Genomic DNA, 25,990 nt, shown 5'->3' with positions numbered 1-25,990 from the left:
TGAAGCGGTCGCCAACGTGCAACGTCAGCGACCGGGTTTACCATGCGGGTGCAGGGTTCAGACTCGCAGGTCGACCTGCTGCACCCAGCCTCCCTTGCCCTGCTCGGTCACATAGAGGCCGGACTGACGCAGCACCCCCTGATTGCCGCTTTCCCCCAGATGGTTGAAGGGGGTGTCGAGGGGATGCAGCAGGATGGCACCGATCCCCAGCTCCACCAGGGCGATGGGTGACTGGTCCGGCTGCCAGAACTGCAGCGCCGAGAACTGGCTGTCCCGCTCGTCCAGCACACCGTTGCCATCCTCATCCAGGGTCGCCAGCTCGCCAAACCCGTTGCCGGAGCGGGCCCCGAACAGCTCGCCGCCGTCATCTATGGTGCCGTTGCCGTTGCGATCCAGCGCCACGAAGCCGCTCCCTTCACTCAGGCCGGGCAGGCTGTCGGCCTTGCCATCCTGATCGAGGTCGAAATTGACCCGGGCGTCGGTCAGGCCGGCTATCTTGCCGTCCAGGCTGAGCACCAGCGGATCCTTTAAGGCATTGAGGGTGGTGCGGCGCTGGCTGATGTCGAGCTGGCGCCAGTCCAGCACAAAGCCCAGATCCAGCTGCAGGGTCTGGCCATCCTGGGTCTGCAAGTTCGCCGCCGCCACCACGTTGAGCTGCTCTTTTTGCAGCAGGCTGTCGGTCACCTCCACCAGCTGATCCGGCTCGGCAGCAGGCTGGGTCCCCTCACCCGTCGGGGTACTCACCCCCTCCGCGCCCTGCTCGGCCGGCTTGATGGGCTCCGGCAACTCTATCTTGTGGCCCAGCATGGCTTCGATCATCAGCTTGATGAGCCGCTGACGATTGTCGAGCCCGTCGTTAGGGATGCCATCCTGTTCGCTCTTGCCGGTCTCGGTGGACTTGGCCGACGCCGGTTCAGGAGCGCTCTGAACCGCACCGGCGGCGCTGCGGCTGGCCATCTGCAGCGTCAGCAGGCTGCTGCGGGTGAAGGTGAGCTGGCTGCCGCTGGCAGCAACGGGTGCAGAGTCCGCCGGCGCCGTGGCAGGGGACTGCACCTGGCTGGCTGGCGGCACGGGGCCGAGCCGGCGCACCTTGCGGGCCTGGGCCTGTTGCTGCTGGTATTGCACCTCCCCCTGGAGGTCGTAGTGATCGATGCGCATATCTTCGCCCTCGGCGCCATACATCTGGTCAGTTATCGACCAGCGGCCGGGGCGGGCTTAACACCGATTGGCTATATCAGCCGGCAGACGCCTCGCCGTCGGCGCATAACAGCGCCAATGCCAGCGACCTTGCCTGCACCAGTGCCAGCGGTTGCTGATAGCTGTGCGCCATCACCACGGCCCCCTCCAACAACAGGCAGATGCCGGTGGCTTGTGCCTCGTGGCAATCGAGCCTGGTGCTGACCCAGTCCAGCAGCGCCTGCTTGTGCGCCACCACCAGCTTGCGAACCGGGTGACGGGGATCGGCAAACTCGGCGCTGGCGTTGATGAAGTTGCAGCCATAGAAGTCGCTGCGGCCAAACCACTCCCCGAAGCCGTCGAACAGAGCGTGCAGACGGCTCTCCCGCCCTTCCTGTCCCTGCAGACGCGCTTCCAGCAGGGCGAAAAACTCCCGCTCGCGGGACTGCAGCACCTCCTCGATCAGGGCATCCTTGGTGGGAAAATGGCGGTAGAGGGTGCGCTTGGTGCTGCCGGCCTCCGCCCAGATGCGATCGATGCCGGTGGCGTGAAAACCATGGCGGTTGAACAGACGGTAGGCCGTCTCCATCAGCTGCTGCCGTTTTTCGCTCATCGCGTTTTTCCCCTTGAAGTACACCGATCTGTCTACCTAATGTGCCTAATCACGGCTGACAAACCAAGAAGGAAACCGTGATGACGAGATGGTATGGCCCCTTGTGGGCAGGAGTGGGGGCGGCACTGGCGATAGGTGTGCTGGGCTGGTTGAACATCAGCTGGCATGCCGCCCTGATCATGGCGCCCTTCGGGGCCAGCTGCGTGCTGCTGTTTTCCCTGCCGGCGAGCCCGCTGGCACGGCCGTGGAATGTGCTTGGCGGACATCTGCTGACGGCCACCGTCGGCTTGCTGGTACAGGAGCTGCCCCTGCCGCTGGAGCTGCAACTGGCCCTGGGCGTGGGGCTGGCCATCGCGCTGATGCAGGGGCTGGATCTGATCCACCCGCCCGCCGGCGCCAACCCCCTGCTGGTGTTGATGACGGGGCAACAGTGGCCCTTTCTGTGGCACACGGTGCTGCCCGGCGCCCTGCTGCTGATCCTGCTGGGCTACGGCTTCCAGCGGGTCAAATGGCAGCGACGGCTTGGTACCGGCTAAACAGACGAGGGAGGCCTGGACCTCCCTCGTCGTTCATGCTGACACCCTGGTCATTGCGCCTGCTGGGAGACCCCCTCCAGTCGCACTTCCACCCGCCGATCCGGTGCCAGGCAGGCGATCAGCGCCGGTCTGGAGCCGCTGCTGCAGTTGTTGCCGGTGACCGGTGAGGACTTGCCACGCCCCTCGACCCGCACCTTGTCGGCAAACAGCCCCTTCGCAATCAGGTAGTCGGCGACGCTACGGGCGCGCTGCTCGGAGAGCGCCTGGTTGTAGGCATCGGAGCCGATGCGATCGGTGTGGCCTATCACGGTCGCCACCCCGTCTTTCGGATTGGCCGCCACTATCTGGTTGAACAGGGCGTCGAGCGCCTGGCTGGCAGCCGGCTTCAGGGTCGCCTTGTTGAACTCGAACAGCACGTCCGAGCTCAGACTGAAGGTCTTGGGCACCACCACCACCGCGGGAGCAGGTGTCGCCGCCGGGGCCGGCGTGGGCGCCGCCACGTCGCCGCCCTGCTGGCCGAAGCGATAGAGCATGGCGAAGGCCAGCAGGCCGTTGTCCATCTCGATGCCGGAACGATCGAGGGAGGTATCCCCGAGCGGGGTGGTGTACTGGTATTCGAGGCGGGCGGCCCAGTCACGGTCGATGGCGTATTCGGCCCCCAGCGCCCCGACGAACACGGCGCCATGCTTGTTGCCGGTATCCTTGATGAAGTCAGTGGCCGTCTGGGCCGACAGTTCGCTGTTGGTCCAGGCGTAGCCACCGCCGATCCGGCCATAGAGATCCAGCGCATCGTTGACCGGGAACCCTATCTTCATGGTGGTCTGGATCATCTGGCTCTTGGCTTCCCCTTCCACCCTCACCCCGCTCAATTCGCCGGACGAGGTGTACTTGCCGAACCAGTCATAGCCGAATTCGAAGCCCAGGTTGGGGTTGAGCTGATAGCCTGCAAAAGCGCCCAGCCCGAGCGTATCCTTGCTGGTGCTGGTGTTTTGCAACGCCCCCAGGGTGTCGGAGACGACCTGCTTCTGATCCACGTCGAAAAACTTGGACCAGCCGGCCTTGCCGCCGACGTACCAGGTGTTGTCCTGAGCGGCAGCCTGCACGGCCCCGCTGACGAGCAGGCCGCTGACCAGCACGGCAAGTATCGATTTGTTCATGGTAAAAGCCTCTGCAATGAGTCGTGATGGGCGCTCTTGCGCCTCTCTTCCCTGATGGGGCAAACCCGGCCCCGCCCATCAGGTTATCCCATCTGTTGTCAGCCTCAAATGACTTGGGACTCAAGAGTGTGAAGCGCCCGGCATTCCCGACCGCAAAACGCCCCATGCAGGTGTATCCGCGGGTGCGCCGGCAGCGCCATGAAAAAGGGAGGCCGATGGCCTCCCTCTTGTTGTTTGCAACGCACCTAGCTGGCCAGAAACAGCCGGTAGGCGGGGTCGTCGCTCACCTCTTTCCAGCCGTAACCAATCTCGTGCAGGTAGTCGTGGAAGGCGGCCACGTCCTCGTCCGGCAGCTCGAAGGCGCAGAGCACCCGGCCGTAGTCGGCACCGTGGTTGCGGTAGTGGAACAGGCTGATGTTCCAGCGACAACCCAGGGTCTCCAGAAAGCGCATCAAAGCGCCAGGCTGCTCCGGAAACTTGAAGCTGTAGAGACGTTCACCGAGGGGCCGGGCAGGGCGGCCGCCAATCATGTAACGCACGTGGTTCTTGGCCAGCTCGCTCTCGGTCATGTTGACCACCGGATAGCCATTGCCGCCGAGCTGATCGATGATCTGGCCCAGCTCCTCGTCACCGCCGGTGAGGCGCACCGAGACGAACAGCGACGCCTGCTCGGCATCGGCGTAGCGATAGTTGAACTCGGTCACCATGCGCGGCCCCAGCTGACGGCAGAAGTCGAGGAAGGCCCCCTTGCGCTCGGGGATGGTCACCGCCAGCATGCCCTCGCGCTTCTCGCCGATCTCGCAGCGCTCCGACACGTAGCGCAGGCTGTGGAAGTTGACGTTGGCGCCGGACAAAATGGCCGCCATCCGGCCACCCTTGACCTGCTCCCGCTCGCTGTAGGCCTTGAGGCCCGCCAGCGACAGGGCCCCCGACGGCTCGGCAATGGCGCGGCAGTCGTCGAAGATGTCTTTGAGCGCGGCGCAGATCTGGTCGTTGGAGACGGTCACCACCTCGTCCAGATACTGGTTGCAGAGGCGAAAGGTCTCCTCGCCGATGCGCTTGACCGCCACCCCGTCCGCAAACAGCGAGACTCGCTCCAGATTGACCGGCTCGCCGGCCGCCAGCGCAGCCTTGAGGGAGGCGGAGCCCTCCGCCTCCACCCCGATCACCTTCACATCCGGCAGCAGCTGTTTGATGTAGACCGCCACCCCGGCGGCCAGCCCGCCGCCCCCCACCGGCACAAAGACGTGGGTGAGATGGGTATCCTGCTCCAGCAGCTCCTTGCCGATGGTGCCCTGCCCGGCGATCACCTCGACGTCGTCAAACGGCGGGATCAGGGTGTAGCCCTCCAACTCGGCGAGACGGCGGCTCTCGCCGTAGGCCTCGTCGAAGCTGTTACCAAACAGCAGCACGTTGCCGCCCTGGCGGCGAACCGCATCGATCTTGATGTCCGGCGTGGTCTTGGGCATCACGATGATCGCCTTGATGCCGAGCCTGGCGGCCGACAGGGCGACCCCCTGGGCGTGGTTGCCGGCAGAGGCGGCGATGACGCCGCGCTCCTTCTGCTCCTGGGTCAGGGTGGCGATCTTGTGATAGGCGCCGCGCAGCTTGAAGGAGTGGACCGGTTGCAGATCCTCCCGCTTCAGGCTGACGTGATTGCCGAGCCGCTCGGAGAGTTTTTTCAGGGTTTGCAAGGGGGTGACCCGCGCCGCCTCGTAGACGGGGGAGAGCAGCACCTTGCGTAGATAATCCGCCGCAGAGACCATGAGTTATTCCCCCAGCATCGAGCGATCGCGCCACATCAACCCTTTGTCGGCGCAAAGACCGACCCGTCGGGTCGACTGCTCATAGTTCATATTGGAATTCATCTTTATTCCCCCAACAGGGTGCGATCGCGCACCGCACCTTTATCGGCGCTGGTGGCGAACATGGCGTAGGCGCGCAGGGCAAAGGATACCTGACGCTGGCGATCGAGCGGCTTCCAGCCGCGCGCTTCGACGGCGACGCGGCGGGCGGCCAGCACGCTGTCGGCCACCTCCAGCACCATGCTGCGAGCCGGGATGTCGATGTTGATGATGTCGCCGTCCTCCACCAGACCGATAGTGCCGCCAGAGGCCGCCTCCGGTGAGACGTGACCGATGGAGAGGCCCGAGGTGCCACCGGAGAAGCGGCCGTCGGTGATCAGCGCACACGCCTTGCCGAGACCCATGGATTTCAGATAGGTGGTGGGGTAGAGCATCTCCTGCATGCCGGGGCCCCCTTTCGGGCCCTCGTAGCGGATCACCACCACTTCACCCGCTTTCACGGTGCCGTCCAGAATGCCGGCGACCGCCGTGTCCTGGCTCTCGAATACCCGGGCCGGGCCACGGAAGGTGAGGTTCTCCTCGTCCACCCCGGCGGTCTTGACGATGGCGCCGTTAAGCGCCAGGTTGCCGGCGAGCACGGCCAGGCCCCCTTCCAGGCTGTAGGCATTGTCCAGCGAGCGGATGCAACCCTCGGCGCGGTCCAGATCCAGCTCCGGCCAGCGGCAATCCTGGCTGAACGCCTTGGTGGTGCGGATGCCGGCCGGGCCGGCGCGGTAGAAGTCCACCACCTCCTGGCTCGGCTGACGGCTGACGTCATACTCGGCCAGCAGCTCCACCAGCGAGGTACCCAGCACGTTGCGGGCATCGCCGTGCACCAGACCCGCCTTCTCCAGCTGGCCCAGGATGGCGATGACGCCGCCGGCGCGGTGCACGTCTTCCATGTGGTACTTCTGGGTGGAGGGCGCCACCTTGCACAGCTGGGGCACCTTGCGCGACATGCGGTCAATGTCGGCCATGGTGAAGTCGACGCCCGCCTCCTGGGCCGCCGCCAGCAGGTGCAACACGGTATTGGTGGAGCCGCCCATGGCGATGTCGAGCGCCATGGCATTCTCGAACGCCGCCTTGGTGGTGATATTGCGCGGCAGGGCACTCGCATCATCTTGTTCATACCAGCGCTTGGCCAGGGTCACGATACGCTGGCCCGCCAGCTTGAACAGTTGCTCGCGATCGGCATGGGTCGCCAGCAGCGAACCGTTGCCCGGCTGGGAGAGGCCCAGGGCCTCGGTCAGGCAGTTCATGGAGTTGGCGGTAAACATGCCGGAGCAGGAGCCGCAGGTGGGACAGGCGCTGCGCTCCACCTGTTCACTCTGGGCATCGGAGACCTTGGGGTCGGCGCCCTGGATCATGGCGTCCACCAGATCCAGCTTGATGATCTGATCAGAGAGCTTGGTCTTGCCCGCTTCCATGGGGCCGCCGGAGACGAAGATCACCGGGATGTTGATGCGCAGGGCGGCCATCAGCATCCCCGGGGTGATCTTGTCGCAGTTGGAGATGCAGACCATGGCATCGGCACAGTGGGCGTTGACCATGTACTCCACCGAGTCGGCAATCAGCTCGCGCGACGGCAGGGAGTAGAGCATGCCACCGTGGCCCATGGCGATGCCGTCATCCACGGCGATGGTGTTGAACTCCTTGGCGACGCCGCCGGCGGCTTCGATCTCGCGCGCCACCAGCTGGCCCAGATCCTTGAGGTGGACGTGACCCGGCACGAACTGGGTGAAGGAGTTGACCACGGCGATGATGGGCTTGCCGAAATCCTGATCGGTCATGCCGGTGGCGCGCCAGAGGGCGCGGGCCCCGGCCATGTTACGTCCGTGGGTGGTGGTGGCGGATCTCAACTTCGGCATGTCTCTACTCCCTGAATGCCCAGCGGGCTCATTATCTTTGGAAATGAAAAAGTGACTCTCGGATCGGGAATCGATCCTGGTGAGGGCACAGCGCAGTGCCCTGACCGGAAGCGACTCGGGGAGGCACAGCGCCTCCCCTCTCTCATCAGTCGTTGACTGGCGTCAGCCAGCCCCACTTGTCTTCGGTCTGGCCGTTGAACAGGCCGAAGAAGGCGTTCTGCAGCTGCTCGGTCACCGGGCCGCGGCAACCGGCGCCCACCTGCATCCGATCGACGGAGCGCACCGGGGTCACTTCAGCGGCGGTGCCGGTCATGAAGATCTCGTCTGCCACATAGAGGGCCTCACGGGGCAGCGCCTGCTCGCGCACCTCGTAACCCAGATCGCGGGCCAGCGTCATGATGGTGTCGCGGGTGATGCCGGGCAGGATGGCGGCGGTGGCGGGCGGGGTAAACAGCACGCCGTTCTTCACCAGGAACAGGTTCTCCCCCGCCCCTTCGCTCAGGTAGCCGTTCACGTCCAGCGCTAGCCCCTCGGCGAAGCCGTTACGCTTGGCCTCGCGGCTGATCAGCTGGGAGGAGAGATAGTTGCCACCCGCCTTGGCACCGGTGGGAATGGTGTTGGGGGCGAGCCGGTTCCAGGAGGTGACGCACACATCCACCCCGTTCTTCAGCCCCTCTTCCCCCAGATAGGCGCCCCAGGGAATGGCCGCAACGATCACGTCGGCCTTGGCATCCTTGGGAGGATGCAGGCCAAGGCCCACGTTACCGATGAAAGCCAGCGGGCGCAGGTAGCCGCTCTTCAGGCCATTTTCGCGCACCACGGTGCGGCAGGCTTCATTCACGTCGGCCTCGTTGTAGGGGACCTCCATCCAGTAGATCTTGGCGGAGTCGAACAGGCGGCGGGTGTGCTCCTGCAAACGGAAGATGCAGGTCCCCTTGGGGGTGTCGTAGGCGCGAACCCCCTCAAACACCGAGGAGCCGTAGTGCAGGGCGTGGCTCATCACGTGCACCTGGGCATCCTGCCAGGGCACCAGTTTGCCGTTGAACCAGATGTATTGGGGATGAGTGGCGGATTGGGAAGGCTGTGACATTGGCTTGGCTCCTTAAGCTCTGATCCGGGGTTGCTGTTCCAGTGCATCGACCCGGGAGACGTCCACCAGCTTGACCAGCTGGCTCCACAACTGCTGGATGGGACGCACCGACTCGACAGTAACCGTGATCCGCAGTTGTTGGCAATCCTGCTCCATGTTGAGGGCGCAGAGGTTGAAACCGCGGTGGCGCACCACCCGCAGCACCCGCTCCATCACTTCGGGTCTGGGCTGGGCATGGATTTGCAAGGTATTGAACTGACTCATGGGCGTTGCTCCATCATCTGGTGGTTGGCGACTCCTGGCGGAACCAGGGGCCAGACGTTTTCTTCCTCTGAAATGGCCACATGCAGCAGATAGGCGCTCTCACTCGCCAGCAGGCGGTCGAGGGCCGGGGCTATCTCCTCCTTGCATGTGATGGTCTCGCCCGGAATGCCGAAGGCGGCGGCCAGAGCGACGAAATCGGGGTTGTCGGAGAGGATGGTCTCGCTGTAGCGGCCGTCGAAGAACAGCTCCTGCCACTGGCGCACCATGCCGAGGCGCTGGTTGTCCAGCAGCACCATCTTCACCTTGAGCTGGGCCCGGCGGATGGTGCCAAGCTCCTGCACGTTCATCATGAAAGAGCCGTCACCGCTCACCAGCACCACTTCATCTTCCGGGCGCGACATCTTGGCGCCGATGGCGGCGGGCAGACCGAAGCCCATGGTGCCGAGACCGGCGCTGGAGAGGTGGTTGCGCGGGCTGGTGAAGCGCATGTGCTGGGCCACCCACATCTGGTGCTGACCGACGTCGCAGGCCACCACGCTGCTCTCCGGCAACCTGGCAGAGAGCTGCTTGAGCAGCGCCGGAGCATAGATGGGCTGGCCGGGATGGTCGTAGCGGAAGGCGTACTCGCGGGCCATGTTCGCGCAGTGCTCACGCCAGGGCTCGATGGCCAACGTCATGGCGAGGTGCGGCAGCACCTGTTTCAGATCCTGGGTGATGCCCACTTCGGCGGCGCGGCGCTTGCCGAACTCGGCGGCGTCCACATCCAGGTGGATCACCTTGGCCTCGGGGGCGAACTCCTCCAGCTTGCCGGTCACCCGATCATCGAAACGAGCGCCCACCACCACCAGCAGGTCGCACTGCTGCACCGCATAGTTGGCGGCCTTGGTGCCGTGCATGCCGAGCATGCCCAGATAAACAGGGCTGTCGGGGTCGAGCGCGCCTATTCCCTTGAGGGTGGTGACCGCAGGCATGCCGGTGGCGACGGCAAAGTCGCGCAGCTGCTGCTCGGCATTAGCCATGCCCACCCCGCCGCCGACGTAGAGCACCGGACGCTCGGCAGCAGCAAGCAGGGTGCGAGCGGCTGTCAGCTCGGCCGGATTGAGATGCTCAGGCTCCGCCACCGCAAACAGCGGACTCTGGGCCGGCACTGCGGCCAGTTGCACGTCCTTGGGCAGATCGATCAATACCGGGCCGGGGCGCCCTTCACTGGCGATGGCGAAAGCCTCGGCAATCACCTGAGGCAAATCCGCCACGTCCGTCACCATAAAGGAGTGCTTGGTGCAGGAGAGAGACATACCGAGCACGTCCACTTCCTGGAACGCATCGGTCCCCACGGCGGCGCAGGGCACCTGGCCGCTGATGGCCACCAGCGGTACCGAGTCGAGCAGCGCCTCCGCAAGGCCAGTCACCAGGTTGGTGGCGCCGGGGCCCGAGGTGGCGATGCAGACCCCCACCTGACCGGAGGCGCGGGCATACCCCACCGCCGCCATGGCGGCCCCCTGCTCGTGGCGGCAGAGCTGGTGCGCCAGACCGCCGTCATACAGGGCATCGTAGACCGGCATGATGGCCCCGCCCGGGTAACCAAACACCTGGGTCACACCCTGTTTCTTGAGAGCCTGTACCAAAAACTGCGCGCCGTTCATCTGGAAAATCCTGTCCTTTGGTCGAAAAAAAACCCCCGGGCCGTGAGGCTCGGGGGTCGCTTGTTTCGTTCTGTCCGGTGGTGGGTCTATCCCTTGTTCCGTGCAGCTAAACGAGCCCCGAGCGGTGAGATAATAATCACCACTAGGACCACAATAATGCTGACGAAACGGGAGGCCATGTTCATAGTTACAACCGGAAATCCTGTGAAATTGGGGCGGTTTTTACCGCGAATGGCTATTAGAACTAGCACGGTGAATTTTATTGGGCAAGCGTTTTTTGCCTGACAAGACTCTGATTTTCACTGAGTCCAATCGCGTCAGTTGGAACAAAAGACTAATAAAAAACGGTTAACCAGCATATACATCAGACCAAGGACGGGATTTATGTCATTAGCTGTGGTTTATAGCCGTGCCAGCCTGGGAATAGCGGCCCCGCAAGTCACGGTGGAAGTGCACCTCTCCAACGGTCTGCCCGCCTTCAACATGGTGGGCCTACCGGAAACCTCGGTGAAGGAGTCGCGGGATCGGGTGCGCAGCGCCCTGCTCAACGGCAATTTCGAGTTCCCGAGCAAGCACATCACGGTTAATCTGGCCCCCGCCGATCTGCCCAAGGAGGGGGGCCGTTTCGATCTGGCCATCGCCATCGGCATCCTCGCCGCTTCCAAGCAGATACCCGCAAAATACCTGCTCGATCACGAATTTTTAGGCGAATTGGCCCTGACCGGCGAGATCCGTCCCGTGCTCGGCGTGCTGCCCGCCGTGCTCGCCTGCCGGGACGCGGGACGCACCCTGCTGGTACCGCAGGAGAACGGCCCCGAGGCCTCGCTGATCCAGGACGCCGAGGTACGCACCGCCCATCAGTTGCTGGCCGTCACCGCCTGGCTGGCGGGTCAATACGAGCTGCCGCTGCCGGATCCTCAGACCACGGAGGCCCTGCCCGATGTGCCGGACCTGCAGGACGTGATCGGCCAATCCCAGGCCAAGCGGGCGCTGGAGATCGCCGCCGCCGGCAGCCACAACCTGCTGTTCATCGGCCCACCCGGCACCGGCAAGAGCATGCTGGCGAGCCGCTTGCCCGGCATACTGCCACCGCTCAGCGAACAGGAGGCGCAGCAGACCGCCGCCATCCACTCCATTGGCGGCCTCACCCCCCGCGCCGGTCACTGGCACCACAGACCCTATCGCACGCCGCACCACAGCGCCTCGGCGGTGGCGCTGGTGGGGGGTGGCAGCCACCCGCGGCCCGGTGAAATATCCCTGGCCCACAACGGGGTGCTGTTTCTGGATGAACTGCCGGAGTTCGAGCGCAAGGTGCTCGACTCCCTGCGCGAGCCGCTGGAAACGGGCCACATCACCATCAGCCGGGCCGCCCGTCAGGTCGATTTTCCCGCCCGCTTCCAGCTGGTCGGCGCCATGAACCCCAGCCCCTGCGGCCACTACGGCGATGGCCAGACCCGCTCCAGCCCGGATCAGATCCTGCGCTACCTCGGCAAGCTCTCCGGCCCCTTCCTCGACCGCTTCGACCTGACGGTGGAGGTGCCGCTGCTGCCCAAGGGGAGCCTGACCGGCAAGGCGGAGCGGGGGGAGTCGAGCCAGCAGATCCGCGAACGGGTGCTGGGCGCGCGGGAGCGCATGCTGAGCCGCAACGGCAAGCTCAACAATTTGCTTGATAGTCGTGAAATCGAAGAAATTTGCCGCTTATCGCCGCAGGATGCCGAGTTTCTGGAGAACGCCATCCAGAAGCTTGGGCTCAGCATCCGGGCCTGGCACCGCATCCTGCGGGTATCGCGCACCATCGCCGATCTGGCGGGGCACGCCGCCATCGAAAGAGAGCACCTGATTGAGGCGCTCGGCTATCGGGCCATGGATCGGCTGCTGTCACGGCTGCGCAGCGGTTGATGGGTCGCAAGCGCACCTGACGGCCCTGCATGGTCTCGCGGGCCATCGGCTGATATTATGGCCACAGATCTGACCACTTGATGGCCCTTTATCGACAGCAAGACGGACCCGACCCATGCCCAACAAGCTGATTGAGCGACTGCGCGGCAGCCTCTCGACCCTGCTCTATTTTCTCAACACCCTGTTCTGGTTTATCCCCATTCTCTCGCTGGGCCTGCTCAAGCTGGTGCTGCCCCTCAAGGGCTGGCGCACCTTCTGCAATGCCCTGCTGGATGGCAGCGCCGGCTGCTGGATCGGTTTCAACAACCTGATCCAGAAAACCATCATCAGAACCCCTTTCGATGTGGTCGGAGTGGACAAAGGGCACCGGAATGAGTGGTATATGGTGATTGCCAACCATCAATCCTGGGTCGACATACTGGTACTGCAGCGGGTTTTTAATCAAAAAATCCCCTTCCTGAAGTTTTTCCTCAAGAAAGAACTGATTTGGGTACCTTTTCTCGGGCTGGCCTGGTGGGCGCTGGACTTCCCCTTCATGCAGCGATATTCCCGCAAACTGCTGGAAAAGAAGCCCCATCTGAAGGGAAAAGACATAGAGACCACGCGCAAGGCCTGTGCCAAGTACCGCCACATGCCGGTGAGCGTGATGAACTTCGTGGAGGGCACTCGCTTCACCGCCCGCAAGCATAACAAACAGGCAGCGCCCTATCGCCACCTGCTGCATCCGAGGGCTGGCGGCATTGCCTTCACCCTGGCAGCCATGGGCGATCAGCTGCACAAGCTGGTGGATGTGACCATCGCCTATCCGGGCGGCATCCCCAGCTACTGGGACTTCATGTGCGGTCGGGTCAAGGAGATCAAGGTTCGGGTCCGCTTTCTGCCGATCGAACGCAATCTGGTGGGGGATTACTTCAATGACCCCGAGTTCCAACAAGAGTTTCAGCAGTGGTTGAACGGGATCTGGCACGAGAAGGACCAGACCCTGAACCAGCTGCTGGCAGACAAGACGCCCCAAACTACGCCATGCTAAGCCTGCTCCCGGGTCCGCTGGTGCTGCTCATCAGTGCCAGCCTGACCATACTGTTTACCACCCTGTGCGCCAGCCTGATCCTGCTGGTGTCGCTGGTCAAACTGCTGCCCGTTCCGCCCCTGGCCCGTGCCTGCAGCCGGCTCAACAACCGCTTCATGCGGCTGTGGCTGGCCTGCAACGCCCTGGTGATCCGCCTCACCACCCGCATCGACTGGCAGGTGGAGGACGACACCCGGCTGCGCAAGGATGGCTGGTATCTCATCATCAGCAACCACATGAGCTGGACCGACATCGTCGTGCTGGGCCACCTGTTTCGCGACCGGCTGCCGGTCCCCAAGTTCTTCATGAAGCACGAGCTCATCTACATACCACTGCTGGGGCTGGCCTGCTGGGGGCTGGACATGCCCTTTATGCGTCGCTACTCACGGGAGTTCTTGCTGCGCAACCCGCATCTGCGGGGCAAGGATATCGAGACCACCCGCAACGCTTGCGAGCAGTTTCGCCACATCCCCACCACCGTCATCAACTTCGTGGAGGGGACCCGCTTCACCGAGGCGAAGCGCGATGCCTCCCGCTCCCGATACCAGCATCTGATGCCGCCCAAGGCGGCAGGGCTGGCCTTCACCCTGGCGGCCATGGGGGATCAGTTCGACAGCCTGATCAACGTCACCATCAGCTATCCGGACAACGTCGAGACCCCCTTCAAGGACTTCCTGATGGGGCGGATGAAGCGCATCCGGGTGCGGATCGAGGAGCTGCCGGTGGACGAGCAGCTGGTGGGGGATTACTTCAATGACAAGCAGTTCAAGCGCGGCTTCCAGGAGTGGCTGAACCAGCGCTGGCAGGAGAAAGACGCCGTGCTGGCGCAGTGGCAGGCGGCCGACACGGTGGCTCAGACCGATCCGCAGGCCGCCGAGGCGAGCGCCGAGGCCAGCTCGGGCAACTGATCCTCGCTGAACACGGCGATGCCGTGGCGGCGCAGCAGGGCAGTGGTCATGCCCTCGCCCGCCACGGACTGCCCCTCGAAGCGCCCGTTGTAGATGCGGCCGCTGCCGCAGGAGGGGCTCCCCTCCTTGAGCAGGGCGAAGCGAATGCCCTGCTGCTGACAAGTCGCCAGCGCCAGCGCGGCGCCACGGGCAAACTCAGCCGTCACATCCAGTCCACCCTCGGTCACCACCCGCTCGCCCTGCCGTTCGGCAGGGGGGCGCGGCGTCGGCAGGCCGCCCGCCACCTCGGGACAGAAGGCCAATGCCCGCCCTTCGGCCCCCAGCGTCTGCAGCCAGTCGCTGACGATGCCCTTGCTCTGGCCGTCGTAACGAACCGGCTGACCCAGCAAGCAGGCACTCACCAATACCTTGTGCACGCTGGTCTCACTCATGCTTTGCTCCCCCGCAGGCTAAAACCTGGGCCCTCGTAGCGCAACGAACATGGACCCAGCAGGCAGGCGCTTACCAATACCTTGTGCACACCCGCACCACTCATGCTTCCGCTCCGTGCATCACCTGATCGAACATCACGCAGCAGGGGCTCTCCAGCCGGTAGAGGATGGCGGGACGCTGCTTGCCGGTGCGCTTGCGGCCGGTGTCCACCAGAATATCGGCGCGATGGATGCGCTTGCGAAAGGCGGCCGTGTTCATCGGGGTCTGCAGGATGATTTCGAAGGCCCGCTGCACCTCGGAGAGGGTGAACTCGGCCCCCAGCAGTTGCAGCGGCAGGGTGCTGTAACGGCTCTTGATGCGCAGTCGCTCCAGCCCTCTGGCGATCAGCTGGGTGTGGTCGAAGGCGAGGCTGAGCCCCGGCAGGGCAGAGAGCGGGTGCCAGCAGCCGTGGAGAACCTCCACCTCGGGATCCACCAGACAGAGGTAGACCAGGGTGGTGGACCAGCCACGGGGATCCCGCTCCAGGTTGCCCAGGGTGCAGACCTGCTCGCTGTAGCAGTGGCCCAGCCCCCATTCGGTCAACAGGCGATGGCGAGCCGCGTCCAGATCCCGATCCCGGGTCTCGTCGATGCGCAGGGCCGGCAGTTGCCAGCAGTGGGCAAAGGGCGGGCGATCGCGGGTCTCCAGCAGCAGCTCGAGCCGCTCCTCGTTCAACCGCAGCACCACCATATCCAGACTCATTCTCAACATGCCGATCGCCCTGCTCGCCTTCGATTAATGTTTGGTAGATAATATCACACGAATAGTATGTGCAGGAGCCACTCAATGGGAACCGTCGCCAGCCTGGATATTGATGCGCAGAAGGGGTTTACCCCCCTCTGCCCGAACGAACTGCCCGTCGCGGGCGGGGATGATATTGTGGCTGCGCTCAACGCTCAGGCCACCCTCGCCAGCCTGCGGGTCGGCAGCAAGGATTCACACCCGGCCAACGCCGCCTGGGCCGTCAGCGACCCTGCCGGCATGCTGCTGCCGCTGGATCTGCCCAACGCCGACCTCACCTGGCCGGTGCACTGCGTGCCGGGCACTCGCGGCTTCGAACTGCTCGACGGCCTGCCGGCCCCGGTCGATTACGACTTCTTCGTCTGGAAGGGGGTCGAGCCGGATCTGCACCCCTACGGCACCTGCTTCCACGATCTGGCCGAGCGCCGCAGCACCGGGCTCATCGAGTTCCTGCAGTCCCGCGGTGTCACGACCGTACTGGCCGGCGGCCTCGCCACCGACTACTGCGTCAAGACCAGCGTGCTGCAGCTGCGCCGCGCCGGCTTCCGGGTGATCGTCCACCTTGATGCCTGCCGTGGCATCGCCCCCGAAACGGTCGCTCAGGCCCACTCCCAGATGATCGAGGCTGGCGCCGAACTGGCCCAGACCCTTGCCGATGTACAACGCCTGCTGGACGCCTGATATGCCTCCTATTCTCAACAGCCTGCTCGATACAGATGCTTACAAGCTGCACATGCAGCAGGCGGTGTTCCATCGCTATCCGGATGCCGAGGTGGTGGCCGAGTTCCACAGCCGTAACGAGGAAGATCTGCTGCCCATGATGGGCCAGATCGAGGAGCAGCTGCGCCTCGCCGGCTCCCTGCGGCTGACCCGGCCCGAGCTCAACTTCCTGGCGGAGCGCCCCTTCTTTACCCCTGACTACCTCGACCACCTGCGCCGCAAGCCGCTGGATGCCTCCCTGCTCAAGGTGTTCGAACAGGATGGTCGCATCAACGTGCGGGTCGAGGGCCCCTGGCAGGACGTGATCCTGTGGGAGATCCCGGTGCTCGCCATCATCAGCGAGATGCGCAACCGCTTCCGCTACCCCCAGTTTGGCGTCACTCAGGCGCTGGAGCGGCTCGATCAGAAGCTCGACAAGCTGGAGCGGGAGCTGAGCCGGGAAGAGATGAGCGAGTTCAACCTCATCGACTTTGGCACCCGTCGCCGCTTCTCCCTCGCGGTACAGGATGCGGTGGTGGGTCGCCTCCAGGAGCGGCTGCCGGCGTTTCGCGGCACCAGCAACTACCTGCTGGCCCAGAAGTACGGCCTGCCGGCGGTAGGCACCCAGGCTCACGAGTGGTTCCAGGCCCATCAGCAGCTCGGCTTCCCGCTCGAGCACAGCCAGCGTGCCGCCCTCACCAGCTGGCTGGATGAGTTCACCAACCACCTCGGCATCGCGCTCACCGACTGCATCACCATGGATGCCTTCCTGCGCGACTTCGACTTCGAGCTGGCGAGCCGCTATCAGGGGCTGCGTCACGACTCCGGCGATCCCGTGGTGTGGGGCGAGAAGGCCATCAGCCACTATCAGCGGCTCGGCATCGACCCCACCGAGAAGACGCTGGTCTTCTCCGATGGCCTCAATCTCGACAAGGCCGTTGAGCTGCTGCGCCACTTCCGCGGCCGCATCAACACCAGCTTCGGTATCGGCACCAAGCTCACCTGCGATCTGCCCGGCGTCAGCCCGATGAACATCGTCTTCAAGCTGATCGAGTGCAACGGCGGCCCGGTCGCCAAGATCTCCGACAGCCCGGGCAAGACCCTGTGCCGGGACGCGGACTTCATCCGCAACCTCAAGCAGGCCTTCCACGTCGGGGTCTAACGCCTATTTTTGGGGACGTATCTTGCGCCAGTGGCCAGTGGCCCCCTACCATTCTCTCCTCGTCAGGTCCGACTGGTGTCGGGCCTTTCTATTGCCCGAACGACAGCCCACCAAGGAATGCACCATGACCCGCAAATGGATATTCGCCCTCACCACCCTGTTCACCAGCCTGGGCGCCATCGCCGCCGAACCGCTGCGGGTCTCCGCCATCCCGGACGAGGCCCCCACCGAGCTGCAACGCAAGTTTGCCCCGCTGGGTGACTACCTGGCCGAGAAGACCGGCCGCGAGGTGGTGTTCGTACCGGTCAACGACTACGCCGCCGTGGTCGAGGCACTGGCCGCCGGCAAGCTGGACATGGCCTGGCTCGGTGGCTTCACCTATGTGCAGGCCCATCGCCGCGCCAACAAGGTGGTGCCCCTGGTACAACGCCAGGAGGATGCCCAGTTCACCTCCAAGTTCATCGCCAATGCCGACAGCGGCATCAAGACCCTGGCCGACACCAAGGGCAAGGACTTTGCGTTCGGCTCCCCCTCCTCCACCTCCGGTCACCTGATGCCACGCCACTTCCTGGCCGAGCAGGGCATCAACCCGGAGCGTGACTTCGCCCACGTCGCCTTCTCCGGCGCCCACGACGCCACCGTCGCCTGGGTCGCCTCCGGCAAGGTGCCGGCCGGTGCGCTCAACGCCTCCGTGTGGGAAAAACTGGTGGAAGAGGGCAAGGTCGACACCGCCAAGGTCAAGGTGATCTGGACCACCCCGACCTACTTTGACTACAACTGGACCGTGCGCGGCGGCCTGGACCCGGCCCTGCAAGAGAAGATCAAGCAAGCCTTCCTCAGCCTGGATCCGGCGGTGCCCGCCCAGGCCGAGATCCTCAAGCTGCAACGCGCCAGCCGCTTCATCGAGACCAAGCCCGAGAACTACCTGGGCATCGAAGCCGCCGCCACCCAGGCCGGCCTGCTGAAGTGATCGCCGTCGCGCTGGACGGGGAAGGATTGCGGCTCGGCCAGAGTCGCATCCTGCAGCCGTTCAACCTGCAGATAGCCGCGGGCGAGTGCGTGGCTATCATAGGGCCGAGCGGCGCGGGCAAGACCAGTCTGCTGCGGCTGATCGGCACCGAGCTGCATGGCGAGGGCAGGCTCGCCCTCTGGGAGCAGGATCCCTGGAGCCTCTCCACCCGGGACCGCCAGCGGCTGCGCAGCCGGATCGGCATGGTCTGGCAGCAACCACCGCTGCCCGCCTCCCAGCCGGTGGTGACCGCCGTGCTGGCCGGTCGGCTCGGCCAGTGGTCCCTCGGCCGCTCCTTGCTCTCCCTGCTGCGCCCCTGCGACCCCGCAGGGGCGCGGGCCGAACTGGCCCGCCTCGGCCTTGCCGACAAGTGGCAACAGCGCTGCGGCGAGCTCTCCGGTGGCCAGTTGCAGCGGGTCGGCATCGCCCGGGTGCTCTATCAGCAGCCTGATCTGATCCTGGCCGACGAGCCCGTCTCCGCCCTCGACCCCGTGCTCGCCCAGAGCAGCCTGGATGCCCTGCTGGCCCAGGCTAGAGCCCGGGGCAGCACACTCATCGCCAACCTGCATGCGGTCGAGCTGGCGCTCGGCCGTTTCCCTCGCATCATCGGTCTGCGCGAGGGGCGGGTGCAGTTCGACTGCCCGGCGACGGCCGTCACGCCGGCCATGCTGGCCGAGCTCTATGCCGGTGATGACGAGGCGGCTGCGTGTTTGAACTGACCCACCGCTGGCGCCATCCCCTGCCCTGGCTGTTGCTGCTGGTCGGCTACAGCCTGTGGCAGCAGGCCGACGGCTGGCTCGGCCTGTTCGACGGCCAGAGCTGGCGGCAGATGGGTAACTTCCTCGCCACCAGCTGGCCACCCCGTTTTGATCGGGACTTTCTCGCCCTGACCCTGACCGCGACCCTGGAGAGCCTGGCCGTCGCCACCCTGGGGCTGGCGGGCGCCCTGCTGCTCGGCGTGCCGTTTGCCCTGCTCGGCTCACGCGCCCTGTCGCTGGCCGAACTGGGCCCGATTCCCAGCCCGCTGCGCAGCGCCTTGCGGGCCCTCTCGCGCCTCGTCGCCATCGTGCTGCGCAGCCTGCCCGAGCTCATCTGGGCACTGCTGTTCGTGCGCCTGTCCGGGCTCGGGCCGCTGGCCGCCATCCTGGCCATCGCGGTCAGTTACGGCGGCATGCTGGCCAAGGTTTACAACGAGATCATGGAGAGCGGCGCCCTGCAACCAGCCCGCGCCCTGCTGCTGGGTGGTAGTGGCCGGCTGCAGGCACTCTGGTACGGCGTGCTGCCCGCAGTGCGCCAGGAGCTGCTCTCCTACACCGTCTACCGCTGGGAGTGCGCCCTGCGCGCCTCCGTCATCATGGGCTTCGTCGGTGCCGGCGGGCTCGGCCAGCAGCTCGAGCTCTCCCTGCGCATGTTTGCCGGTGGCGAGGTGGTGACCTTGCTGCTGGCCTTTATCCTGCTGGTAACCCTGGCGGATGGCCTCAGCGCCTGGTTGCGCCACAGCCGCTCCCCCGGCCTGCTGTTGCTGATCTGCCTGGGGCTGGCCGCAACTCTCGCTCTTTATCAACTCGACTGGCGCATGCTGAGCTTCTCCTTCGGGGGGCTGGGCACCTTTCTGGGGGAGTTCTTGCAACCGGACTGGTCATGGCCCTTCCTCAAGACGGTGGCCAGCGGCCTGCTCGATACGGTGCAGATGGCGCTGCTGAGTACCCTCTTCAGCGCCCTGCTGGCCCTGCCGCTGGCCTGCCTCGCTCGCCACTGCTGGCCGCTGCGGCTGTTGTTCAACCTGCTGCGCTCGGTACCCGAGCTCATCTTCGCCAGCCTGCTGGTGATCGCGGTCGGGCTGGGGCCGGTGGCTGGCATACTGGCGCTGACCCTGCACACCACCGGGGTGCTGGCGCGCCTCTTCGTGGAGACCCTGGAGAACGCCGATCCCGCCCCCCGCCTCGCCCTGCAGCTGAGCGGGGCCGGGCCCATTGCCAGCTTCTGGTACGGGCTGTTTCCCCTGGTCACGCGCCAGTGGCTGGCCTACAGCCTCTATCGCGGCGAGATGAACCTGAGGGCCGCCACCATACTCGGTGTGGTCGGCGCCGGCGGGCTGGGGCAGCAGCTCTATGTCTCCCTGAGCCTGTTCCGTTACGATCAGACGGCCACCCTGCTGCTGGCCATCCTGCTGCTGGTCTGGCTGGCGGAGGCCATCAGCCGCCGCACCCGCTTGCCGCGCCCGGCCCCCACTCAGCGGGATTGCCAGATCTGACGCAGGCTCCTGATAAACAAAAAGCCCGCCGGTTTGCACCGGCGGGCTTTTTTCATGGGATCAGACGAGGTCAGTCTTTCTTGGCCAGCAGGAATTTCACCAGCTGGTTGAACTGCTCCTGGGAAGTAATGGATTCGATTTTCACCATGTACTTGCCGTTGACCAGGAAGGCCGGCACACCGCGGATGTTGTAGCTCTCGGTGTTGCGGTCAAACTGAGAGACCATGCCGGAGACGGCGAAGCTGTCGACGGCACCGTCGAACTCTTCGGCCGGTACGCCGTTGTCCACGAAGATCTGCTTCACGTCGGCGCGGCTCTGCGGGATCTGACGCTGGGTGTGGATCTTGTCGAAGATGGCCGGGGTCAGCTTGCCTTCAACGTTCAGCAGGCTGGCAACGGCGTAGGCACGCTGCATCTCCGGACCCATTTCGCGGCCCAGGAAGGCCACCGGGTTCTTCTTCATCGGCACGCCTTCCGGCAGGTTCTTCTTCAGATCCTCGGCAATCGGCTCGAACTTGGCGCAGTGGGGGCAGTAGTAGGAGAAGAACTCCAGTACTTCCGGCTGGGCGCTACCGGTCTGCTTGACCACATCATAGTTGACGCCTTCCTTGAATTCGGGGGCGGCGTGAACCATGGGCATCATCAGCATGGCAGCAAGGAAAAACAGAATTTTTTTCATGACGTTTCCTGTTAAGGGATCACTGTGAGGCACGCCCGGCGAACCGAAGCAGTGCCAAGCCTATTGCGTCACCACTGCACAGTCAATGATCAAGCAGGGGCGAGTCCCATCCCTCGCGCACCAGGTCGTCAAGCTCTCTCCCCGGCGCCCGTGTCAGCGCGAACGCCTTGATAGGCTGCCGCGGGTCTGCGGCAGGCATGGCGAACGGCCGGCAACCCGCCACATCACCAGCCCGGCATCAGGGTCAGGGGCGGCGCCTTGAGCGCCTCCAGCTGATCGTGCAGGGTGGCGATCTGCTGGCGCCAGTAGTGCTCGGTGTTGAACCAGGGGAAGTGACGGGGGAAGGCGGGATCCTCCCAGCGCCGCGCCAGCCAGGCCATGTAGTGAACGATGCGCATGGCCCGCAGCGGCTCGATGAGCGACAGCTCGCGCGGGTCGAACTCCATGAACTCCTCGTAGCCCGCCAGCAGGGTATCGAGCTGGATCTGCTGCTCGCTGCGCTCGCCGTTCAGCATCATCCAGAGATCCTGGATGGCCGGACCGGTGCGGCAGTCGTCGAGATCGACAAACATGGGTCCGTCGCGCCACAGGATGTTGCCCGGATGGCAGTCGCCATGCAGGGAGATCTGCGCCACATCCAGGGTCATGGCGTCGCCGACATGCTTGATCAGCTCGTCGAGCACCCCGAAGAATTGCCTGGCCAGCCCGCTCGGCAGCCACTCGCCGGACGCCAGCAGCTGACGCGGCTCATGCAGCATGGTCTCCACGTCGAGCCGGACGCGATGGTGAAACGGCTTGCTGGCACCGAGCTGATGGATGCGGCCGAGGTAGCGCCCCACCCACTCCAGCTGGTCGAGGTTGTCTACCTCGAACTGGCGCCCCCCCACGCTCTGCCAGATGGCGAAGGGGTAGCCCTGATGCTCCAGCAGGGTCTCCCCCGCGAAGGAGAGAGGCGAGGCGACCGGGATCTCCGCCTCGGCCAGACGGGCGGCAAACTCGTGCTCCTCCAGGATCTGGGCCCGGCTCCAGCGGCCGGGGCGGTAGAACTTCACCACATAGCGACGACGATCCTCGTCCTGAAACTGATAGACCCGGTTCTCGTAGCTGTTGAGTTCGATGAGGCCCGAGTCGAGCCGCAGACCGCTGAGGTCCAGCGCATCCATGATGAGGTCGGGAGTGAGATCGGAATAGTTGAAACGCATGTCATCCACCATGAGAAAGGGGCGCCGTTGCGCCCCATTCTATCACTACTGTCCGCCGTTGCCGTGCATGGCGGTGTGCCTTGCCGTCACAACCGGCTGATGAACTTGCTGGGCTGGCGCAGGGTCCCCTTGCTGTCGTCCGGCGCCGCCCCTTCGCGTTTGAGCACGAAGCGGATGTCCAGAGTCGGCTTCTTCAGGTTGAAGGGGTCGACGGCCACGCTCACCGGCAGGGTATAGATCTCGCCGGCCTTCAGGGTCACCTCGCGCGGACCAAACCACTCGTGCTCCGGCAACCCCTCCACATCCAGCTGATAGGTCTGGGGATGCAGGGTCTTGTTGAGGATCTTGAGGGTATAAGTGTTCTCGATGAGCCCCTCGCTGTTCTCGCGGAACAGCTGGTTGCGATCCCGCAGGATGTCGAGCCCCATCGGCATGATGGACATGGCGTTGTAGACGAACACCCCCAGCATGATGGCCATCACCAGGCCGTAACCGATCAGCTTGGGCCGCGCCACATGGGTGGAGTCATTGGCCAGCTTGTGCTCTGTGGTATAGCTGATGAGCCCTTTCGGATAGCCCATCCGCTCCATGGTCTGATCGCAGGCGTCGACGCAGGCGCCACAGTTGATGCACTCGTACTGCAGGCCGTCGCGGATGTCGATGCCGGTCGGGCAGACCTGCACGCAGAGGTCGCAGTCGATGCAGTCCCCCAGTCCCAGCGCCTTGGGATCGGCCTTGCGGGAACGGGCACCCCGGGTCTCACCGCGCTTGGTGTCATAGCCGACGATGAAGGTGTCCTTGTCGAACATGGCGGACTGGAAGCGGGCATAGGGGCACATGTGAATGCACATGATGGCGCGCATCCAGCCGGCGTTGCCGTAGGTGCAGGCGGCGAAGAGCACCACCCAGAAGATGACCCAGCCGCTGGCCTGCAGGGTGAAGAAGTCAGGCACCAGCTGGAACACATCCTGGAAGTAGGCGACGAAGGTGAGGCCGGTGCCCAGCGACAGCAGGAGCCAGGCCAGGTGCTTGGCCCCCTTGCGGGCCAGCTTCTCGCCGCTCCAGGGCGAGGCGTCCAGCTTGCGGCGCTTGTTGGCGGAGCCTTCCAGCTTCTCTTCAAACCAGATGAACATGAAGGTCCACACCGTCTGCGGACAGAGGTAGCCGCACCAGACCCGACCCAGGAAGGTGGTCACGAAGAAGAGGGCAAAGGCGGCGATCATGAAGACCCAGGCCAGCAGGGTGAGATCCTGCGGCCAGATGGTGGCACCGAAGATGTGGAACTGCTGATGGCCGATATCGAACAACACGGCCTGTCGACCGTCATAGCGCAACCAGGGAATGGCGACGAAGAGCACCACGAAGAACCAGCCCATGGCCTTGCGCATCCGCTGCCAGTAGCCGGTCTGGGCCCGGACATAGATGCGGTTGCCGGGGTTGAACCTGTCGTCGCTGGCTTTGAAGGTATTGGGGTTGAACGTCCCCGTTACATCGCCGGTGACATCCTTGATATCGATCTTGTCCTGGTCGGCCATTGCAACACTTCGCTCCATTAATTAATTGTTATGGAGCGGATTATATCTTAAACAGCCTGCTAATTGTGTGGGTAAAATGTATCTAATGTTCGAGTGGTGTCGCAATTTCAAGCAACAAAAAAGACGTATCGCCAGTTGACGAAACGCCTTTTTAAGAGATTCCTTTGAAAACCATCAAGCTTCCAGCAAGCGCACTCTTTACTTGATGCCGCGGGCCTTGAGCAGGGCTTCCTTGAAGTCGGGCACGTGGTCCTTGGCCAGACCGGGGATCATCGCCTGCTTGTCGGACTCACGCATCTTGAGGTGGTAGATCAGCATGTCGTCGGTCAGCTCGGACAGAGGCCCTTCAAATCCCGCTTCTTCGGCCAGTTTGGCAACAAACTGTACCAGGCTGAGATCCTGTTCCTTGATCCAGGCAGGCTGCAACAACTCCAGCAGCTCTTCGATACGATGACATTGCATAGACGACCTCTTTAATCTGTCTTGTGAAACTCAGGCAACCTTACCCATCAAGGCTACTTCGATACGATCCCGCCCATTATGCTTGGCCTGATAGAGGGCCGCATCCGCTTTTTGTATCAGCTCGCTGATGGAGAGGGTCTGATCCGGTACCAGGGTCGCCACCCCGAAACTGCAGCTGACCCGACCGGAAACCAGGGACTTCTGATGGGGAATGCTCAACTCCTTGAGGGCCACCCGCACGTTTTCGGCGATCTGCATGGCCCCCTGCATGCTGGTGCAGGGCAGCAGCAGCGCAAACTCTTCACCGCCGTAACGGGCGGCGAGGTCATCCTCCCGCCGCTGCACCTCGGCCAGCAGACCCGCCACCTGCTGCAGACACTCATCCCCCAGCTGATGGCCGTAGAGATCGTTGAACTGCTTGAAGTAGTCCACATCCACCAGCACCAGTGACAGGGGAGCCCGGGCACGGTGGCAGCGACGCCAAGCGCGCTCGAGGCAGTAGTCGAGGTGGGCCCGGTTGGCGATGCCGGTCAGCCCGTCCAGCCGGGAGGTGAGCTTGAGGTGCTCGGAGACCGCCTTGAGCTCGGCCACCAGGTCGGCGTTGGAGAAACGGTGATAGAGGGAGGCCACCTGATCCCGCCGCAGGCGACGCAGCAGGGTCGGCAGGAAGACAAACAGGTAGCCGGCCAGCATGCTGGAGACGATCCGCTCCTGCTCGTTGCCCGCCCCCAGTTCGAACACCATGGCGAGCCCGAGCGGCAGCACGGCGCCATAGAGGGAGCGGCGACTGCCAAACAGCATGATGGCACTGCCGGTGAGGATCAGGCTGGCGAGCATCATCATGGCGGCGCGGTAGGTATCGGGCAGCTTGTCCATGTAGAGCAGCACGCCCAGCGCCCAGATGATGGAGGTGATGGTCACCCCGATGAAGAGTTCGCGCTCCAGCACCGGCAGCGGGATCTGTGCCAGCCTGGGCTGGCGCCAGCGCAGGTGCCAGCCCCGGCAGAGCAGCAGCAGCATCACGCTCGCCAGCCAGCCGAGCGCCTCGCTGGCGGGCAGGTAGTCGTGGAACAGCAGGCTCCAGCCAAGTGCCAGCAGACCCAGGCAAGGCAGGCTGAATGAGGCGTGGGTATAGAGCTGGGCCATGATGGCCTGCTTCACCTGACGTGTCACACTCTGGGTCAACTGCGTACTCCCTGTACAAGAGCCGCACAGTCTACCACTACCCCTTCGGAGCCAACAATAAAACGTCCGTTATTAAGCGGTTAGTCAGTCGATGATGCCAGACCCCAGCCTGCCGGCAGGGGCGGCTCAGCCGCGCTCCAGCTCGTCGAGGATCGGGCACTCGGGATTCTCGTCCCCGTGACAGCAACCGACCAGCCCCTCGAGGGAGCTGAGCATGGCCTGCAAGCCGGCGATGCGGGCGCGCAGATCGACGATCTTCTCCTGCGCCAGCTTCTTCACCTGGGCGCTGGTTCTGTGCTCGTCCCGATAGAGCGCCAGCAGCTCCTGGCACTCCTCCAGATTGAAGCCGGTCTCCCGCGCCCGCTTGACGAAGCGCAGCTCGCGCAGCGCCCCCTCAGTGTAACTGCGATAGCCATTGTCACTGCGCACCGGCGCCGAGATGAGGCCGATGCTCTCGTAGTAGCGGATGGTCTTGGCGGTCAGTCCCGTCGCCTTGGCTACCTTGCTGATGTTCATGGATGACT

General features: G+C 64.3%; 25 protein-coding genes. 9 read left to right on the top strand and 16 right to left on the bottom strand.

Features of this window, described 5'->3' with window-relative positions; translation table 11 throughout:
• Positions 1 to 57: 57 nt before the first annotated feature.
• Together BN1143_RS06425 and BN1143_RS06420 are read right to left on the bottom strand one after the other, a co-directional pair.
• A complete protein-coding gene (locus BN1143_RS06425; protein ID WP_042050040.1) occupies positions 58 to 1,182 on the bottom strand; it encodes a hypothetical protein in 1,125 nt (374 codons plus the stop codon).
• Between the two features lie 52 nt (positions 1,183 to 1,234).
• Positions 1,235 to 1,789 (bottom strand): TetR/AcrR family transcriptional regulator, encoded by a 555-nt coding sequence (locus BN1143_RS06420; RefSeq protein WP_010635717.1) that lies wholly within the window; start codon positions 1,787 to 1,789, stop codon positions 1,235 to 1,237.
• A gap of 80 nt (positions 1,790 to 1,869) precedes the next feature.
• On the opposite strand from BN1143_RS06420, the gene BN1143_RS06415 reads away from it, so the two are divergent.
• Positions 1,870 to 2,325, top strand: coding sequence for an HPP family protein (locus BN1143_RS06415; RefSeq protein ID WP_041203044.1), 456 nt, complete (start codon positions 1,870 to 1,872; stop codon positions 2,323 to 2,325).
• A gap of 50 nt (positions 2,326 to 2,375) precedes the next feature.
• Here BN1143_RS06415 and ompA read toward each other — a convergent pair whose 3' ends face one another.
• The 6 genes from ompA to ilvG form a co-directional block, all read right to left on the bottom strand.
• Entirely contained in the window at positions 2,376 to 3,482 is a 1,107-nt protein-coding gene (gene ompA / locus BN1143_RS06410; RefSeq protein ID WP_042050039.1) for a porin OmpA, read from the bottom strand.
• A 245-nt stretch (positions 3,483 to 3,727) separates the two neighbouring features.
• Positions 3,728 to 5,248: a threonine ammonia-lyase, biosynthetic gene (gene ilvA / locus BN1143_RS06405; protein ID WP_042050038.1), complete on the bottom strand. Its 1,521-nt coding sequence runs from the start codon at positions 5,246 to 5,248 to the stop codon at positions 3,728 to 3,730.
• A gap of 104 nt (positions 5,249 to 5,352) precedes the next feature.
• Entirely contained in the window at positions 5,353 to 7,194 is a 1,842-nt protein-coding gene (ilvD, locus tag BN1143_RS06400; protein WP_026141908.1) for a dihydroxy-acid dehydratase, read from the bottom strand.
• A 145-nt stretch (positions 7,195 to 7,339) separates the two neighbouring features.
• Entirely contained in the window at positions 7,340 to 8,284 is a 945-nt protein-coding gene (locus BN1143_RS06395) for a branched-chain amino acid transaminase (protein WP_042050037.1), read from the bottom strand.
• A 12-nt stretch (positions 8,285 to 8,296) separates the two neighbouring features.
• Positions 8,297 to 8,548, bottom strand: coding sequence for an acetolactate synthase 2 small subunit (gene ilvM / locus BN1143_RS06390; RefSeq protein ID WP_005306810.1), 252 nt, complete (start codon positions 8,546 to 8,548; stop codon positions 8,297 to 8,299).
• A complete protein-coding gene (ilvG, locus tag BN1143_RS06385) occupies positions 8,545 to 10,191 on the bottom strand; it encodes an acetolactate synthase 2 catalytic subunit (protein ID WP_042050036.1) in 1,647 nt (548 codons plus the stop codon). Before ilvG ends, ilvM begins: the two co-directional genes overlap by 4 nt.
• A 384-nt stretch (positions 10,192 to 10,575) precedes the next feature.
• Here ilvG and BN1143_RS06380 point away from each other — a divergent pair, with 384 nt between their 5' ends.
• From BN1143_RS06380 to BN1143_RS06370, 3 genes are all read left to right on the top strand, one after another.
• Positions 10,576 to 12,090 (top strand): YifB family Mg chelatase-like AAA ATPase, encoded by a 1,515-nt coding sequence (locus BN1143_RS06380; RefSeq protein WP_042050035.1) that lies wholly within the window; start codon positions 10,576 to 10,578, stop codon positions 12,088 to 12,090.
• Positions 12,091 to 12,205: 115 nt separating this feature from the next.
• Positions 12,206 to 13,120, top strand: a complete 915-nt coding sequence (locus BN1143_RS06375) for an acyltransferase (protein ID WP_042005579.1) — start codon at positions 12,206 to 12,208, stop codon at positions 13,118 to 13,120.
• Complete coding sequence (locus BN1143_RS06370; protein ID WP_042050034.1) at positions 13,114 to 14,067, top strand: acyltransferase; 954 nt, start codon at positions 13,114 to 13,116, stop codon at positions 14,065 to 14,067. The genes BN1143_RS06375 and BN1143_RS06370 overlap by 7 nt, the downstream gene beginning before the upstream one ends.
• On the opposite strand, the gene BN1143_RS06365 is transcribed toward BN1143_RS06370, so the two are convergent.
• Both BN1143_RS06365 and BN1143_RS06360 read right to left on the bottom strand, forming a co-directional pair.
• Positions 14,013 to 14,498: a 2-thiouracil desulfurase family protein gene (locus BN1143_RS06365; protein ID WP_042050032.1), complete on the bottom strand. Its 486-nt coding sequence runs from the start codon at positions 14,496 to 14,498 to the stop codon at positions 14,013 to 14,015. The two genes, BN1143_RS06370 and BN1143_RS06365, sit on opposite strands and share 55 nt — an antisense overlap.
• Before the next feature lie 100 nt (positions 14,499 to 14,598).
• Complete coding sequence (locus BN1143_RS06360) at positions 14,599 to 15,249, bottom strand: NUDIX hydrolase (RefSeq protein WP_017764913.1); 651 nt, start codon at positions 15,247 to 15,249, stop codon at positions 14,599 to 14,601.
• Positions 15,250 to 15,324: 75 nt separating this feature from the next.
• Here BN1143_RS06360 and BN1143_RS06355 point away from each other — a divergent pair, with 75 nt between their 5' ends.
• From BN1143_RS06355 to phnE, 5 genes are all read left to right on the top strand, one after another.
• Positions 15,325 to 15,960: a nicotinamidase gene (locus tag BN1143_RS06355; protein ID WP_042050031.1), complete on the top strand. Its 636-nt coding sequence runs from the start codon at positions 15,325 to 15,327 to the stop codon at positions 15,958 to 15,960.
• Position 15,961: 1 nt separating this feature from the next.
• Positions 15,962 to 17,140 (top strand): nicotinate phosphoribosyltransferase, encoded by a 1,179-nt coding sequence (pncB, locus tag BN1143_RS06350; RefSeq protein ID WP_005306834.1) that lies wholly within the window; start codon positions 15,962 to 15,964, stop codon positions 17,138 to 17,140.
• Positions 17,141 to 17,264: 124 nt separating this feature from the next.
• Entirely contained in the window at positions 17,265 to 18,110 is an 846-nt protein-coding gene (locus BN1143_RS06345) for a putative selenate ABC transporter substrate-binding protein (RefSeq protein ID WP_042050029.1), read from the top strand.
• A complete protein-coding gene (locus BN1143_RS06340; protein ID WP_052444026.1) occupies positions 18,107 to 18,868 on the top strand; it encodes a phosphonate ABC transporter ATP-binding protein in 762 nt (253 codons plus the stop codon). Before BN1143_RS06345 ends, BN1143_RS06340 begins: the two co-directional genes overlap by 4 nt.
• Complete coding sequence (gene phnE / locus BN1143_RS06335) at positions 18,856 to 20,403, top strand: phosphonate ABC transporter, permease protein PhnE (RefSeq protein ID WP_052444025.1); 1,548 nt, start codon at positions 18,856 to 18,858, stop codon at positions 20,401 to 20,403. The genes BN1143_RS06340 and phnE overlap by 13 nt, the downstream gene beginning before the upstream one ends.
• 70 nt (positions 20,404 to 20,473) lie before the next feature.
• Here the strand turns inward: phnE and BN1143_RS06330 are convergent, their stop codons facing one another.
• The 6 genes from BN1143_RS06330 to cueR all read right to left on the bottom strand — a co-directional run bounded on the left by BN1143_RS06330 (position 20,474) and on the right by cueR (position 25,982).
• Positions 20,474 to 21,082 carry a thiol:disulfide interchange protein DsbA/DsbL gene (locus BN1143_RS06330; RefSeq protein WP_005306845.1) on the bottom strand — a complete coding sequence of 203 codons (609 nt, stop codon included), beginning with the start codon at positions 21,080 to 21,082 and terminating at the stop codon, positions 20,474 to 20,476.
• Between the two features lie 224 nt (positions 21,083 to 21,306).
• Positions 21,307 to 22,296 (bottom strand): serine/threonine protein kinase, encoded by a 990-nt coding sequence (locus BN1143_RS06325; RefSeq protein ID WP_042050026.1) that lies wholly within the window; start codon positions 22,294 to 22,296, stop codon positions 21,307 to 21,309.
• Positions 22,297 to 22,370: 74 nt separating this feature from the next.
• On the bottom strand, positions 22,371 to 23,819 hold the full coding sequence (ccoG, locus tag BN1143_RS06320; RefSeq protein ID WP_042050024.1) for a cytochrome c oxidase accessory protein CcoG: 1,449 nt from the start codon (positions 23,817 to 23,819) through the stop codon (positions 22,371 to 22,373).
• A gap of 198 nt (positions 23,820 to 24,017) precedes the next feature.
• The gene (locus BN1143_RS06315) at positions 24,018 to 24,281 is read right to left on the bottom strand and encodes a YihD family protein (protein WP_005306857.1); all 264 of its coding nucleotides are present in this window, start codon (positions 24,279 to 24,281) and stop codon (positions 24,018 to 24,020) included.
• A 30-nt stretch (positions 24,282 to 24,311) separates the two neighbouring features.
• Positions 24,312 to 25,466 (bottom strand): GGDEF domain-containing protein, encoded by a 1,155-nt coding sequence (locus BN1143_RS06310; protein WP_005306862.1) that lies wholly within the window; start codon positions 25,464 to 25,466, stop codon positions 24,312 to 24,314.
• A gap of 126 nt (positions 25,467 to 25,592) precedes the next feature.
• Positions 25,593 to 25,982 carry a Cu(I)-responsive transcriptional regulator gene (gene cueR, locus BN1143_RS06305; protein WP_010635698.1) on the bottom strand — a complete coding sequence of 130 codons (390 nt, stop codon included), beginning with the start codon at positions 25,980 to 25,982 and terminating at the stop codon, positions 25,593 to 25,595.
• Positions 25,983 to 25,990: the final 8 nt, after the last annotated feature.

It is taken from the genome of Aeromonas dhakensis (assembly GCF_000820305.1).
Taxonomy (GTDB): Bacteria; Pseudomonadota; Gammaproteobacteria; order Enterobacterales; family Aeromonadaceae; genus Aeromonas; species Aeromonas dhakensis.
The sequence above is the reverse complement of the archived record's forward strand: the minus strand, read 5'-3'. Positions and strand labels throughout refer to the sequence as shown.